14 protein-coding genes and 1 tRNA gene are annotated in these 14,007 nt (G+C 69.1%); 9 read left to right on the top strand and 6 right to left on the bottom strand.

The features are described 5' to 3' along the window. Window positions 1-112: 112 nt before the first annotated feature. Window positions 113-187: transfer RNA gene (locus VXC91_RS35355), tRNA-Gly, on the bottom strand. Window positions 188-498: 311 nt separating this feature from the next. Beyond that, window positions 499-816: a histone-like nucleoid-structuring protein Lsr2 gene (locus tag VXC91_RS35350; protein WP_329511451.1), complete on the bottom strand. Its 318-nt coding sequence runs from the start codon at window positions 814-816 to the stop codon at window positions 499-501. A 360-nt stretch (window positions 817-1,176) separates the two neighbouring features. Here VXC91_RS35350 and purS point away from each other — a divergent pair, with 360 nt between their 5' ends. The 7 genes from purS to purM all read left to right on the top strand — a co-directional run bounded on the left by purS (window position 1,177) and on the right by purM (window position 9,331). Further along, window positions 1,177-1,440 (top strand): phosphoribosylformylglycinamidine synthase subunit PurS, encoded by a 264-nt coding sequence (gene purS, locus VXC91_RS35345; RefSeq protein WP_329511450.1) that lies wholly within the window; start codon window positions 1,177-1,179, stop codon window positions 1,438-1,440. After that, on the top strand, window positions 1,437-2,117 hold the full coding sequence (purQ, locus tag VXC91_RS35340; RefSeq protein WP_329511449.1) for a phosphoribosylformylglycinamidine synthase subunit PurQ: 681 nt from the start codon (window positions 1,437-1,439) through the stop codon (window positions 2,115-2,117). The genes purS and purQ overlap by 4 nt, the downstream gene beginning before the upstream one ends. Next, the gene (gene purL / locus VXC91_RS35335; protein WP_329511448.1) at window positions 2,114-4,372 is read left to right on the top strand and encodes a phosphoribosylformylglycinamidine synthase subunit PurL; all 2,259 of its coding nucleotides are present in this window, start codon (window positions 2,114-2,116) and stop codon (window positions 4,370-4,372) included. Before purQ ends, purL begins: the two co-directional genes overlap by 4 nt. A 516-nt stretch (window positions 4,373-4,888) precedes the next feature. After that, window positions 4,889-5,686, top strand: a complete 798-nt coding sequence (locus VXC91_RS35330) for a maleylpyruvate isomerase family mycothiol-dependent enzyme (protein ID WP_329511447.1) — start codon at window positions 4,889-4,891, stop codon at window positions 5,684-5,686. A gap of 90 nt (window positions 5,687-5,776) precedes the next feature. Further along, window positions 5,777-6,586: an META domain-containing protein gene (locus VXC91_RS35325; protein WP_329511446.1), complete on the top strand. Its 810-nt coding sequence runs from the start codon at window positions 5,777-5,779 to the stop codon at window positions 6,584-6,586. Between the two features lie 85 nt (window positions 6,587-6,671). Then, window positions 6,672-8,198 (top strand): amidophosphoribosyltransferase, encoded by a 1,527-nt coding sequence (purF, locus tag VXC91_RS35320; protein ID WP_329511445.1) that lies wholly within the window; start codon window positions 6,672-6,674, stop codon window positions 8,196-8,198. A 32-nt stretch (window positions 8,199-8,230) separates the two neighbouring features. Continuing rightward, window positions 8,231-9,331 carry a phosphoribosylformylglycinamidine cyclo-ligase gene (gene purM / locus VXC91_RS35315; RefSeq protein ID WP_329511444.1) on the top strand — a complete coding sequence of 367 codons (1,101 nt, stop codon included), beginning with the start codon at window positions 8,231-8,233 and terminating at the stop codon, window positions 9,329-9,331. A gap of 69 nt (window positions 9,332-9,400) precedes the next feature. On the opposite strand, the gene VXC91_RS35310 is transcribed toward purM, so the two are convergent. Continuing rightward, window positions 9,401-9,649, bottom strand: coding sequence for a DUF3073 domain-containing protein (locus VXC91_RS35310; RefSeq protein WP_329511443.1), 249 nt, complete (start codon window positions 9,647-9,649; stop codon window positions 9,401-9,403). 274 nt (window positions 9,650-9,923) lie between these two features. After that, window positions 9,924-11,033, bottom strand: a complete 1,110-nt coding sequence (locus VXC91_RS35305) for a Leu/Phe/Val dehydrogenase (protein ID WP_329511442.1) — start codon at window positions 11,031-11,033, stop codon at window positions 9,924-9,926. Between the two features lie 233 nt (window positions 11,034-11,266). Between VXC91_RS35305 and VXC91_RS35300 the strand changes: the two genes are divergently transcribed. Together VXC91_RS35300 and bldC are read left to right on the top strand one after the other, a co-directional pair. Next, on the top strand, window positions 11,267-12,109 hold the full coding sequence (locus VXC91_RS35300; protein WP_329511441.1) for a hypothetical protein: 843 nt from the start codon (window positions 11,267-11,269) through the stop codon (window positions 12,107-12,109). A 558-nt stretch (window positions 12,110-12,667) separates the two neighbouring features. Continuing rightward, complete coding sequence (gene bldC, locus VXC91_RS35295; protein WP_003949541.1) at window positions 12,668-12,874, top strand: developmental transcriptional regulator BldC; 207 nt, start codon at window positions 12,668-12,670, stop codon at window positions 12,872-12,874. 521 nt (window positions 12,875-13,395) lie between these two features. On the opposite strand, the gene VXC91_RS35290 is transcribed toward bldC, so the two are convergent. Together VXC91_RS35290 and VXC91_RS35285 are read right to left on the bottom strand one after the other, a co-directional pair. Continuing rightward, complete coding sequence (locus VXC91_RS35290; protein ID WP_329511440.1) at window positions 13,396-13,587, bottom strand: DUF6274 family protein; 192 nt, start codon at window positions 13,585-13,587, stop codon at window positions 13,396-13,398. 186 nt (window positions 13,588-13,773) lie between these two features. Beyond that, the coding region (locus VXC91_RS35285; protein WP_329511439.1) for a hypothetical protein at window positions 13,774-14,007 on the bottom strand (234 nt) is incomplete at its 5' end.

Here is a 14,007-nt window from a genome sequence, read left to right as displayed (position 1 = left end):
ATTGCCCCCGACCGGCTCTCACCGATCGGTGCGGCACCAGCCTACCTGATCCTCGCCCGAACTCTCGACAAGCTCGAGCAGAGGGACCTCATGGTCGGTCCGACCGATGCCGTGGAGCGGGTGACAGGGATTGCACACTGCGCCTCCCCCTTGGAAAGGGGGTGTTCTGCTACTGAACTACACCCGCATGGCTCCTGGGGTTTCGGCGTTTCGTCCTGGCCCCTCGGCGCGCTCCAGACTTTAGCTGATCACCGGGGGGGCAATGCAAGTCGGTTGTGCGCGGGGTCCGATGGGACCGTCACGGAGCTCCGGCTCCGGAGCGTGCGCTCCCTGACGCCGGGCCCGACCCGGCTCCCGGCAATGAGGAGCGCGCGGCGTCCGACCGCCGGGGGAGGGGACGGTGCCCGGGGGTGAAGAGACGGCGCGCGGAGGGGAGTGGGGCGCGCCGGGAGCCGAGCCCACCGGGGTCGGGTGCCCGGCCCCGGTGGGCAAATCGCGTCAGTGCGCCTCGGCGAACGCCTCGTACACCTTCTTGGGGATGCGGCCCCGGGGCGGCACGTCCATCTTGTTGGAGCGCGCCCAGGCCCGCACGGCGGCCGGGTCCGGCGTCAACGCCGTGTGCGTGTACGCCTTGCCCGACTTCGCCTTCTTACGCCCGGCCTCGACGTAGGGAGCCAGCACCTTACGCAGTTTCTTGGCATTGGCTTGATTCAGGTCGATCTCGTACGACTTGCCGTCCAGTCCGAAGACGATCGTTTCCGCCGCTTCTGAGCCGTCGATGTCGTCAAAGAGAGTGACCACGACACGCTGCGCCACGAATATCGGTCCCTTCGTGCGGCACCTCCGCGATCGCACACCATGACGTGCACAGACGTCCGGCGGATGTCGGGGAGATGTCGACTGTCCGGCAGTAATTGGGCAAAGTATCGGCTATTGCCATTTCCTTTGTACAGTGCCTGGCAATGCATTGTGAAGACCGACTGAATACTTCCGCGTGTCCGCCCGCAATGACCTGCCATCGTTCTTCTGTGATTTTTCCCAGGATTTTCCGTGTGCGGCCCTGCGACGAGGGGGACCGTGATCGCCGACACGTAGGATGCCACGAATCTACGCGGGTAGAAATTCTGTGCGGGTAGTCTGAAGGAACCTGCTCAGCACCACACACCGGGAGTGCCAGTGGCACGCGTCGTAGTCGACGTCATGCTCAAGCCGGAGATCCTCGACCCGCAGGGCCAGGCGGTCCACCGCGCACTGCCGCGGCTCGGTTTCGAGGGCATCTCCGACGTACGCCAGGGAAAGCGATTCGAACTCGAAGTGGACGGCCCGGTCGACGACGCCGCGCTCGCCCGTATCCACGATCTTGCGGAATCCTTCCTCGCCAACACCGTGATCGAGGACTTCACCGTCAAGGTGGAGGAAGTCGCGGAGGCCGCGAAGTGACCGCCCGTATCGGCGTCGTCACCTTCCCGGGGAGCCTCGACGACCGGGACACGCAGCGCGCGATCCGTCTCGCGGGAGCCGAACCGGTCGCTCTCTGGCACAAGGACGAGGACCTGAAGCAGGTCGACGCCGTGGTGCTGCCGGGCGGTTTCTCGTACGGAGACTATCTGCGCGCCGGTGCCATCTCCCGCTTCTCGCCCGTGATGCGGACTGTCGTCGAGCAGGCGAAGGCCGGCCTCCCGGTGCTCGGTATCTGCAACGGCTTCCAGGTCCTCACCGAGGCCCACCTTCTCCCGGGCGCGATGCTGGGCAACGACCACCTCCACTTCATCTGCCGCGACCAGAGGCTGCGGGTGGAGAACGCGGAGACCTCCTGGACCAGCGACTACATCGTGGGCCAGGAGATCCACATCCCGCTGAAGAACATGGACGGCCGGTACGTCGCCGACGAGTACACGCTCGACAAACTGGAGGCCGAGGGCCGGGTGGTGTTCCGCTATCTGGACTTCAACCCCAACGGCTCGCTCCGCGACATCGCCGGCATCACCAACGAGGCGGGCAACGTGGTGGGCCTCATGCCGCACCCCGAGCACGCCGTCGAGCGGCTGATCGGTAGCGGTCGTACCGACGGCCTCCCGTTCTTCACCTCGATCCTCAAGAAGCTGGTGGGCGCATGAGCCGGACGCCTCTGGACACGGTCGAACACGCGGCCGCGACCCCCGACGTCGAGCTGCCCTGGGCCGAACTCGGCCTGAAGAAGGACGAGTACGAGCGGATCGTCGAGATCCTGGGCCGCCGCCCCACCGGCGCCGAGCTCGCCATGTACTCGGTCATGTGGTCCGAACATTGCTCGTACAAGAGCAGCAAGGTTCACCTGCGCCAGTTCGGTGAGAAGGCTCCGCAGTCGGACGCGCTGCTCGTGGGCATCGGCGAGAACGCCGGCGTCGTCGACGTCGGCCAGGGCTACGCGGTCACCTTCAAGGTCGAGTCGCACAACCACCCGTCGTACGTGGAGCCCTACCAGGGCGCCGCGACCGGTGTCGGCGGCATCGTCCGCGACATCATCGCGATGGGCGCGCGGCCGGTCGCCGTCGTGGACCCCCTGCGCTTCGGCGCGGCCGACCATCCGGACACCAAGCGTGTGCTGCCCGGTGTCGTGGCCGGCATCGGCGGCTACGGCAACTGCCTGGGACTGCCCAACATCGGCGGGGAGGTCGTCTTCGACGCCTGCTACCAGGGCAACCCGCTGGTCAATGCCGGCGCCATCGGTGTCATGCGGCACGAGGACATCCATCTGGCGAAGGCGTCCGGCGCGGGCAACAAGGTCGTTCTGTACGGCGCCCGTACGGGCGGTGACGGCATCGGCGGCGCCTCGATCCTCGCGTCCGAGACCTTCGACGACGCCAAGCCGTCGAAGCGTCCGGCCGTCCAGGTCGGCGACCCCTTCCAGGAGAAGCTCCTCATCGAGTGCACCCTGGAGGCCTTCAAGGAGAAGCTGGTCGTCGGTATCCAGGACCTCGGTGCGGCCGGTCTGTCCTGCGCCACCTCCGAGCTGGCCTCCAACGGCTCCGGTGGCATGCGCGTGACCCTGGACGACGTGCCGCTGCGCGACTCGACGCTCTCGCCGGAGGAGATCCTCATGAGCGAGTCGCAAGAACGCATGTGCGCGGTCGTCGAGCCGGAGAAGGTCGACCGTTTCCTGGAGATCTGCGAGAAGTGGGACGTCATCGCCACCGTCATCGGTGAGGTGACCGACGGCGACCGCCTGGAGATCTACTGGCACGGCGGGAAGATCGTCGACGTCGACCCGCGGACGGTCGCGCACGAGGGCCCGGTGTACGTGCGCCCGTACGCCCGTCCGGAGTGGCAGGACGCCCTGCAGGCGGACGACGCGAACAAGCTGCCGCGGCCGGAGACCTCCGAGGAGCTGAAGGACCAGGTCCTGAGGCTGGTGTCCTCGCCCAACCAGGCCTCCAAGAAGTGGATCACCTCCCAGTACGACCACTTCGTGCAGGGCAACACGGTCCTCGCCCAGTCCGAGGACTCCGGGATGATCCGCGTCGACGAGGAGTCCGGGCTCGGCGTCGCCATCGCGACCGACGGCAACGGCCGGTACGCGAAGCTCGACCCGTACGCGGGCGCGCAGCTCGCCCTCGCCGAGGCGTACCGGAACGTGGCGACCACCGGCGCCAAGCCGCTGGCCGTCTCCGACTGCCTGAACTTCGGATCCCCCGAGGACCCGGCCGTCATGTGGCAGTTCGCGGAGGCCGTCCGCGGACTCGCCGACGCCTGTCAGCAGCTGGGCACCCCGGTGACCGGCGGCAACGTCTCCCTCTACAACCAGACGGGCGAGGCGGCCATCCACCCCACCCCGGTGGTGGCGGTGCTGGGTGTGATCGACGACGTGGCCCGCCGCACGCCCGTCGCCTTCCAGGAGGAGGGCCAGCTGCTCTACCTCCTCGGCGACACCCGTGAGGAGTTCGGCGGCTCGGCCTGGTCGCAGGTCGTCCACGACCACCTCGGCGGTCTGCCCCCGCAGGTCGACCTCGAGCGTGAGCGGTTGCTGGGCGAGATCCTCATCTCGGCCTCCCGCGACGGCATGATCGACTCCGCGCACGACCTGTCCGACGGCGGCCTGATCCAGGCGGTCGTGGAATCCGCCCTGCTGGGCGGCAAGGGCGCGCGGCTGGTCGTACCGGACGGGCTCGACGCGTTCACCTTCCTCTTCTCGGAGTCGGCCGGGCGTGCGCTCGTCGCCGTACCGCGCTCGGAGGAAGTCCGCTTCAACGACATGTGCGGGGCGCGCGGTCTGCCCGTCGCCCGCATCGGTGTCGTGGACGGTGGCGCGATCGAGCTCCAGGGCGAGTTCGAACTGTCCCTGGAGGAGCTGCGAAAGGCCCACGAGGAGACCATTCCGGCGCTGCTCGCCTGAGCGGTTCCACGACGGTGAAGGCTCCGCCCCGTTTGCCTGGCGGAGCCTTCGTCATGCCGCGACCGCCTCGGCCTCCCGGGCGAGAGCCGAAGCGTCGTCCGGGTCAACAGACCGGAGACAGGCCACGGTTGCTGCCGTGGTCTTCCTGTAGGGACGCCGGCCTGGGCGGCCGACACACACGCGAGGCTGCTGTTTCCGGGGCGCCGTCGGTGGGAGGACGGGACGCCGATGTCGTGTCCGCCGGAACGCGCCGGCCGAGACTGCCGTGATCACCGCCGGCGACCCCCCGGGCGGCTGGGGGGCGCTGCCCGGCTGCCCGATCCGCCGTCGGGCCACCCCGCACTGACCGAGGGTCCGATCCCGGCCTCGCACGCGGAGGGAGCCTGCGCCTGGTACCGCGTCCCGCACTCGAGAAGGTGTTCCGCGCCTACATCAACGCCGCGGCCGCTCGTCACGGCTGCAAGGACACCCGGTTCCCCGCCTCCCCGAACTTCCGGGCGGACTAGGCTCACCGCCATGCCACCGGCCAAGAAGCGCACACGGACGTACGACCCCGCCAAGATCCGTACAGCCGTGTTCGCGCAGTTCGGGAACGTACGACAGGCCGTGGGGACGCTGACGCCCGATCAGTCGGCGCTCCCCACCCGGCTCGGGGACTGGACCGTGCGGGAACTGGTCGCGCATATCGGAACGGTGCTGGCGGGGGTCAGCCGGCTCCTGGACGAGCCCGAGCCGGCGCGGCAGGACGCCACGCTGCTGGACTGGCCGTTCGCGACCAGGGCCAACTCCGACGCCATTGCCGGTGCTGCCCGCCGGCTCGCCGAGCAGCACCCCGACCTGAGCGCCTTCCTGGCCGACGTGGAGCAGCATTTCACCGCCGGCCTCGACACGTACCCCGGCACCCGGCTGCTGGCCTCCAGCGCGGGCGCCATGCCACTGGCCGACTGCGTCGTCACCCGTACCGTCGAACTCGTCGTCCACACCGACGACCTGAACGCCGCAGTCCCGGGTCTCGACATCCCGTACGACCGTCAGGCCCTCGCCGCCGCGACCCGGCTGCTCGCCGACGCGCTCGCCGTGAAGGCGCCCGGCGCCTCGACCGAGGTGCGCATCCCGCCGTACGCCGTCGTGCAGTGCGTCGAGGGCCCCCGCCACACCCGTGGCACCCCGCCGAACGTCGTCGAGACCGACCCGCTGACCTGGATCCGGCTGGCGACCGGCCGCGTGCCCTGGCACGCCGCCCTCGCCGACGCCAAGGTGAGCGCGAGCGGTGAACGAGCCGACCTCGGCGGCCTGCTGCCCCTCATGACGTGAGGCCCCGGGATCCTCGGATGTCGCCCGGGGACGTCATGGCGCGAGACGCCGGCCGTGGAACCGGCCCCCTGCCCCACCCGTTCCACCCCCATGGACAAGCACCGACTGACTCTCACCGTCCTGACCCTGCTCCCGCTCGCGGTGGCGTGCGGTACCGAAACCGGTCGGGGCAGCGGCAGCGGTTCCGTCGGCTCGGACAGCAGCTCGCAGGTCACCGGCGTCCACTGGCGCGTGGACAGCCTCACCGTGAACGGCACCACCAGGAACGCTCCGGCCGGCGCCTACCTCCATATCGACGACCGCGGCCGGGCCCAGGGCAACTACGGCTGCAACAGCTTCGGCGCGTCCGCCACCGTCCGGGCCGACCGCATCGACCTCGGGCCCGCCCAGTCCACGGAGATGGCCTGCGAGAAGGCACCGATGGCTTTTGAGGCGTCCTTCTCCCGCACGCTCGCGGGCGGCTCGCTCACCGTCGCCGTCGACCGGAGCCGGCTGACGCTCACCGGGACGGGCGGCGACCGCGTCCACCTGACCAAGGAGAACGACGCGTCCTTGTACGGCACGAAGTGGCACGTCGAGTCCCTGGTGGACGGTGACGTCTCCTCCTCACTGCCCGTGGCCGCCACCGGCAAGGCCTGGTTCACCCTCGACAGGACGACCGGCACGGCGTCCGGGAGCCTCGGCTGCAACCGGTTCACGGTGAGGGCGACCGTGCGTGACGGTCAGCTCACCCTGAGCGCCCCCAGGGCCACCCGTATGATGTGCGACGGCTCACTCATGGACGCCGAACGCACGATGAACACCCTCTTCGGCCGGACGCTCAGCTACCGGCTCGGCCATCGCGACATGACGCTGACCAGCGAAAACGGCAAGGGCGTCAGTGCGGTCGCCGAGCCGTGACCCCGGACGCTCCGGGAGGTCGCACGCCCGGTGGGCCAGATGACCGGATTCGGACCAGTGCGCGATCTCGCCTACACTCGAAGCCGTGCCACGTGGTGACGGTCGACTCAATCACGACCTGCTCCCCGGTGAGAAGGGCCCGCAGGACGCGTGTGGCGTCTTCGGTGTCTGGGCTCCCGGGGAAGAGGTCGCAAAACTGACGTACTTCGGGCTCTACGCCCTCCAGCATCGAGGCCAGGAATCCGCGGGTATCGCGGTCAGCAACGGCTCCCAGATCCTCGTCTTCAAGGACATGGGTCTGGTCTCCCAGGTCTTCGACGAGACCTCGCTCGGTTCGCTCCAGGGCCACATCGCGGTCGGACACGCGCGCTACTCGACCACCGGTGCCTCCGTCTGGGAGAACGCCCAGCCGACGTTCCGCGCCACGGCGAACGGCTCCATCGCCCTCGGTCACAACGGCAACCTCGTCAATACGGCGCAGCTCGCCAAGTTGGTCGCCGATCTCCCCAAGGAGAACGGCCGTGCCACCCAGGTGGCCGCCACCAACGACACCGACCTCGTCACTGCCCTGCTGGCAGGCCAGGTCGACGACGACGGCAAGCCGCTGACCATAGAGGACGCGGCCGCCAAGGTCCTGCCCCAGGTCATGGGCGCCTTCTCGCTGGTCTTCATGGACGAGCAGACCCTCTACGCGGCCCGTGACCCGCAGGGCATCCGCCCGCTGGTCCTCGGCCGTCTGGAGCGCGGCTGGGTGGTCGCCTCCGAGACCGCCGCGCTCGACATCACCGGCGCCACCTTCATCCGCGAGATCGAGCCGGGCGAGTTCGTCGCGATAGACGAGAACGGTCTGCGCACGTCTCGATTCGCGGAAGCGAAGCCTCGCGGCTGTGTCTTCGAGTATGTGTACCTGGCCCGGCCGGACACCGACATCGCCGGTCGGAACGTGTACCTCTCCCGGGTCGAGATGGGCCGTCGTCTGGCCAAGGAGGCGCCCGTCGAAGCCGATCTCGTGATAGCGACACCCGAGTCCGGCACCCCCGCCGCGATCGGCTACGCGGAGGCCTCCGGCATCCCGTTCGGCGCCGGACTGGTGAAGAACGCCTACGTCGGCCGCACCTTCATCCAGCCCTCGCAGACGATCCGCCAGCTGGGCATCCGCCTGAAGCTGAACCCCCTGAAGGAAGTCATCAAGGGCAAGCGCCTGGTCGTCGTCGACGACTCGATCGTGCGCGGCAACACCCAGCGTGCCCTGGTGCGGATGCTCCGCGAGGCGGGCGCCGCCGAGGTGCACATCCGGATCTCCTCCCCGCCCGTGAAGTGGCCCTGCTTCTTCGGCATCGACTTCGCCACGCGCGCCGAGCTGATCGCCAACGGCATGTCGGTCGACGAGATCGGGCGCTCCCTCGGCGCCGACTCCCTGTCGTACATCTCCATCGACGCCATGATCGAGGCGACCACCATCGCCAAGCCGAACCTGTGTCACGCCTGCTTCGACGGCGAGTACCCGATGGAGCTGCCCGACCCGGAGCTGCTGGGCAAGCAGCTGCTGGAGACCGAGCTGGCGGCCGGTCCCGCCGCCACGGCCGCGGCCGACGCCATCCGTCGCCCCTGAGCCGCACCACCAACCCCGAAAGATCCCAGGCAATGTCTGCTGTGTTCGATCAGTCGACCTCGTCGACGGGCATTCCCGAGGGCGCTTCCTACGCGGCCGCGGGCGTCGACATCGAGGCGGGCGACCGCGCCGTCGAGCTCATGAAGGAGTGGGTGAAGAAGACGCGGCGCCCCGAGGTCCTCGGCGGCCTCGGCGGATTCGCCGGCCTCTTCGACGCCTCCGCCCTCAAGCACTATGAGCGCCCGCTGCTCGCCTCCGCGACCGACGGCGTCGGCACGAAGGTCGACATCGCGCGCCGGATGGGCGTCTACGACACCATCGGCCACGACCTCGTGGCCATGGTCATGGACGACATCGTGGTGTGCGGTGCCGAGCCGCTGTTCATGACCGACTACATCTGCGTCGGCAAGGTCCACCCGGAGCGCGTCGCCGCGATGGTCAAGGGCATCGCCGAGGGCTGTGTGCTGGCCGGCTGTGCCCTGGTGGGCGGTGAGACCGCCGAGCACCCGGGCCTGCTCGGTCCGGACGACTTCGACGTCGCGGGCGCCGGTACGGGCGTCGTGGAGGCCGACCGGCTGCTCGGGGCGGAACGCATCCGCAAGGGTGACGCCGTGATCGCCCTGGCCGCCTCCGGACTTCACTCGAACGGGTACTCCCTTGTCCGGCATGTCCTTCTCGACCGTGCGAAGCTCGGCCTCGACCGGCACATCGACGAGCTCGGCCGCACCCTCGGGGAGGAGCTGCTCGAGCCCACCAAGATCTACTCGCTGGACTGCCTGGCACTGACCCGCACCGCCGAGGTGCACGCATTCAGCCACGTCACCGGCGGGGGACTCGCGGCCAATCTGGCCCGAGTGATCCCGGACGACCTGCACGCCGTGGTCGACCGCTCCACCTGGACGCCTGCACCGGTGTTCGAACTTGTCGGGAAGACCGGCGACGTCGAGCGCCTGGAGCTGGAGAAGACCCTGAACATGGGCGTCGGCATGATCGCGATCGTCCCCGAGCACTCGGTGGACGTCGCGCTCGCCGCCCTGGCCGACCGCGACGTGGAGGCATGGGTCGCCGGCGAGATCACCGACCGGGGCGGCCATGAGACGGGCGCGGCCCTGGTGGGTGACTACGCAGACTGAATCCCGGCGGACAGCACAGCACCCGGTCCGTGGCCGGAGCCACGGACCGGGTGAAAGCTCAGTGCAAGGTCAAGCGCCGCGACGGTGCTGCGAGGAATCGCCGTCCTCGTCGTCGTCATCCTCCGAGTAAAGGTCGGCGTACCGTGCGTACACGTCGTCGTCATGCTCATCGTCCTCGAACCGGTCGCCGTTCGGCGACGTGTTCGATGTCGATGCGCCCAGCTCCTCGGCCAGGCGTGAGAGGTCCGTCCCACCGCTGTTGTACTTCAGCTGGCGGGCGACCTTCGTCTGCTTGGCCTTGGCCCGGCCGCGCCCCATGGCTCGACCCCCTCAACGACGGGGCTCGACGGCCCCAGAGTCTTGACACGCGTTCATGATCCGGAACGGGCTCTCCGTGGAGAGACCGGTCCGTAGGGCTTCCACGGTACCTGAGCCCACGCCCATACGGTACGTCGCCCGCAGGACGGGCGTGTGCCCAAGACCTTCGAGGCGCCCCGTCCTCGCTGGTCACGGCCGATTTTAACCACTTATTGGCGGACGACCCGCCGATAAGAGTGAGAGTTCTCTCCAACCTCCCATCGGCGGGTACCGGTCAAACCTGCGCGGCCTCCCCCGGGAAGGCCGGCGTGCGGGCCTCCGCCATGCGCTGCTCGGCGATCCGATCGGCCGCGGCGGCGGGCGGAATGCCGTCCTCCTTCGCACGTGCGAATATCGCCAGCGTGGTGTCGAAGATCTTCGACGCCTTTGCCTTGCAGCGGTCGAAGTCGAAGCCGTGGAGCTCGTCGGCGACCTGGATGACACCGCCGGCGTTGACGACGTAGTCGGGCGCGTACAGGATCCCGCGGTCGGCGAGGTCCTTCTCCACGCCCGGGTGCGCGAGCTGGTTGTTGGCCGCGCCGCACACCACCTTCGCCGTCAGCACCTGTACGGACTCGTCGTTCAGCGCTCCGCCCAGGGCACAGGGCGCGTAGATGTCGAGACCCTCGGTGCGGATGAGGGCGTCGGTGTCGGCGGCCACGGTGACCTCGGGGTGCGCGTCGGTGACCCGGCGTACGGCGTCCGGCCGTACGTCCGTGATCACGACCTGGGCGCCGTCCTCGAGTAGATGCCCGACCAGGTAGTGCCCGACCTTGCCCACCCCCGCGACGCCGACCTTGCGGCCGCGCAGGGTGGGGTCTCCCCACAGGTACTGGGCGGAGGCCCGCATGCCCTGGAACACGCCGTAGGCGGTGAGAACCGAGGAGTCACCGGCGCCGCCGTTCTCCGGGGAGCGCCCGGTGGTCCAGGGGCACACCCGGGCGACGACGTCCATGTCGGCCACATAGGTGCCGACGTCGCAGGCGGTGACGTACCGCCCACCGAGCGAGACGACGAAGCGGCCGTACGCCTGCAGCAGCTCCTCGGTCTTGATCCGCTCGGGGTCCCCGATGATCACGGCCTTGCCGCCGCCGTGGTCGAGGCCGGCCATGGCGTTCTTGTACGACATCCCGCGCGCGAGGTTCAGGGCGTCGGCGACGGCCGCCTCCTCGGTCGCGTACGGGTAGAAGCGGGTGCCGCCGAGGGCGGGGCCCAGGGCGGTGGAGTGGATCGCGATGACGGCCTTGAGGCCAGTGGCCCGGTCCTGACAGAGCACGACCTGCTCGTGCCCCCCTTGATTTGAGCGGAACAGGGTGTGCAGGACGCCGTCGGTTACGTCGGTCACGGTGGTGACTCCCGATTGGGTAGCGCCGGTTGGGGGAGGGTCCCGTGCGGGTGGCGGGGCCCGTGGGCATGAGCGTAGAGCGTCTTGGCGGCCCTGAGTCGCGCAGTGCCGGGGATCACCCTCCCCCGGAGTACGCCGGGACGGGTTCGTGGGACGATTTGCAATGGTTTTCCACCCCGGCCGGGCATCGGCCGACCGGGTTTCGGCTCATGACCGATGGGGAGGGAGCAGGCGTGCCCAAGGTGTCCTCGGTGATCGTTCCGTACGCGTGCTACTTGCGCGTGTACGAGCCGCTGGCCGCCTTCCCGGAGCCGGAACGCAACCACTGGGAGCGCTACGCCCGACGCCCCGACCGCCCCTCGTACCAGGACGAACTGCGCCGTTCCCTGGCCGACTTGCTGCCCACTCCGCCGGTCCCGGTGCCGGTGCACGAGAGCGGCGACGCCTTCGTGACCGTGGTCGACGGGGCGCTGTGCGTCTGTCCGTGGCGCACCCGGCTGCGCGGCTGGCAGGCGCTCGAGGACCTGACCGAGGAGCTGCCCGCCCCGGTCCTTGACGCGGTGCTGCCCCCCGTCGTGCGCCGCCAGGCCGCCCAGGACTACGAGCGCTGGCGGGAGCGCAACCCCGACGCCCGGCCGTGGATCCGCACCGCGACCTGGCAGGTGCCGCTGAACTGGTTCGTGCTGGTCTCCGACGAGGAGCGCAGATACGAGAAGGGGTCCGGCGAGGTGCCCCCGATGCTTCGCTATCGCACCCCCATGGTCCAGGCCCGGCGCCGCACCGCGCGGGCGCTGCGGACCCTCAAGGAGGCGATCGACGAGGGGCCGCTCATCGACGGCCTGGTGGACGTGGGGCGGTGGCTGGAGGAGTTCCACCCGCGGTCGCTGGTGGAACTGGACTACGGCGGGCTCGTCCACGTCCTGCCGGCCGCGCAGCTGGACGCGGATCATTCGGCCGCGGACGTCGCCGAGGGCATCGAGGCCCTGCGTGTGGGCGACGGGGACGCCGCCGGAGAGGCGTACGGGCGACTGGTGGAGCGCTGGCGGAGCGTACGGGACCGTCGGTCGGCGAACTGAGGGTCTGTCCGGCCCCGTCGGGACCGTGGCGAACCGATGCACGAATTGTGACCCGCGAGACATGGTGAAGTCACAACCCTTGGCCCATGGTTGACGTACCGCAGTCCGCTTCGGGGGACGTAGGCACCGATGCGGGCTTATGGCGCCAAGCGTGACGGAGTGCACTTACGCGGACCTTGCATCTTACGGCCCTCCTCATGCCAAAATAGGACAAGGAGCCCGGGGGAGGCTTCATCTGTCCGATCGTGGGCGGAAACTCCGCATTGCACGCTTTAGGGGGTCTGGTGACTCCTGATCGCCCTGTGACTGATCGTCACAGCGGCGTGACTGTCCGCTATGGCATGGTCCATCGGCTTCCGTCGCTGATGAACACCTGGGAGGGCAATTCCATCGGTTTGGCCGACGCGGCTGGACAGATGGTGTAGTTGTAGTGCCGAGGACAAGCCGTTCGTCCTATAACCGACTCGACTCGCGTCCGCCATTTCGGGCAACGCGGGTCAAGGTGCAGAATTTAGAGGAAAGAACCGAGAAGGTTCGGTTCTCCCGAGGAGGCCGCTCATGACCGCTCGCACCCCTGATGCCGAGCCGCTGCTGACCCCGGCTGAGGTCGCCACCATGTTCCGTGTCGACCCCAAGACGGTCACGCGGTGGGCGAAGGCCGGCAAGCTCACGTCCATCCGCACGCTCGGTGGGCACCGCCGCTACCGCGAAGCCGAGGTCCGCGCCCTGCTCGCGGGCATCCCGCAGCAGCGCAGCGAGGCCTGACGCTGCATATAGCCGGACATACGGGCAGGTTTCCCCATCTGCCGCCGCGTCCGAACGACAGCTCCAAGCGACGCGGGTTCTGCCCCAACAGGACCCTCTCCCAAGGTCATAGAGGCACGACAAGGGTGCGTCGTCGATCGCGCTGGACTCCGCCGGGTCCAGCGCGATCTTTTTTGTGCCCGGACCGTGGCCTGTGAAGCCGGCCTGTGAGCGACCTTGGCGGAGTCTGAGGGGGGTGTCGGATCTGCCGTGCGGCACCTCGAGGAGCGGTGCAATTGCACATATTAAATTGACTCTATGTAGGAGAGGGGTAAATTCCTCGTCTCCCAAAACTCATACGGTGACTCCCGTCACATGCCAGAGTCCTTGTTGCGATCGTGGTGTCTTTGCTAGAGGAACCCTGCGCCGGGCGACGGGTGTTGGGCCGGCCGTACGTCCAGAAGTGCCCACACGGAGACGATCCCAACCTCTGGATCTGCGGGCCGGACGGGACCGTGCCGCCACCGCGCCGGTCGGCTCGCTCACGCCCTGGAGGGGCTGTCGTCCTCGGTGGCCGTCTCCGGGCCCTCCTCGTCGTGCTGGGCGGGCTCCATGGCCAGGTGCAGCAGGTGATGGCAGACCGGGCAGTGATGTGTCAGATGGCGATAGCCGGAAGCGGCGGACAGATGGGCACGGAGCAGAGCACGGGTCTCGTGCCGAGCGGACGCCGCCATACGGCACCTCCCCCCGGGACCCGGGCGTCGGGGTCCCTCGTTTCTGGGTTACCGGCGGAAGGTGACGCCGTCAAGGGGCGCCGGAATGCATAGGTGAGCCGGGGCACGCCCCTCCGGATGCGACCCGGAGGGGCGTGCCCGGACGAAGGCCGGGCGGCCCGAGTCGTCTGCGCTCCTGACGCACGCTCACATGGCCGCGGCGAGGATCCCTCGGTGACGGCGAGGGCCTCGTCCGAGGTGCTCGGCCGTCCGGCCGTGGCGGGGGGTTGCCGTCACCCGTCGCGGCGGCGGCTGTGCGTGGGTGTCCCGCACCTCGGTGGTGGTGGGACGGTGGCGCGGCACCTTGTTGCGGCGGGTGGCCGGACGGCATGGAGACACGAAAGAGCCCCGCACCTCGAGGGATACGGGGCTCTCGCTGTT

Origin of the sequence: Streptomyces chiangmaiensis, assembly GCF_036281785.1 — a bacterium.
Classification (GTDB): Bacteria; Actinomycetota; Actinomycetes; order Streptomycetales; family Streptomycetaceae; genus Streptomyces; species Streptomyces chiangmaiensis.
The sequence above is the reverse complement of the archived record's forward strand: the minus strand, read 5'-3'. Positions and strand labels throughout refer to the sequence as shown.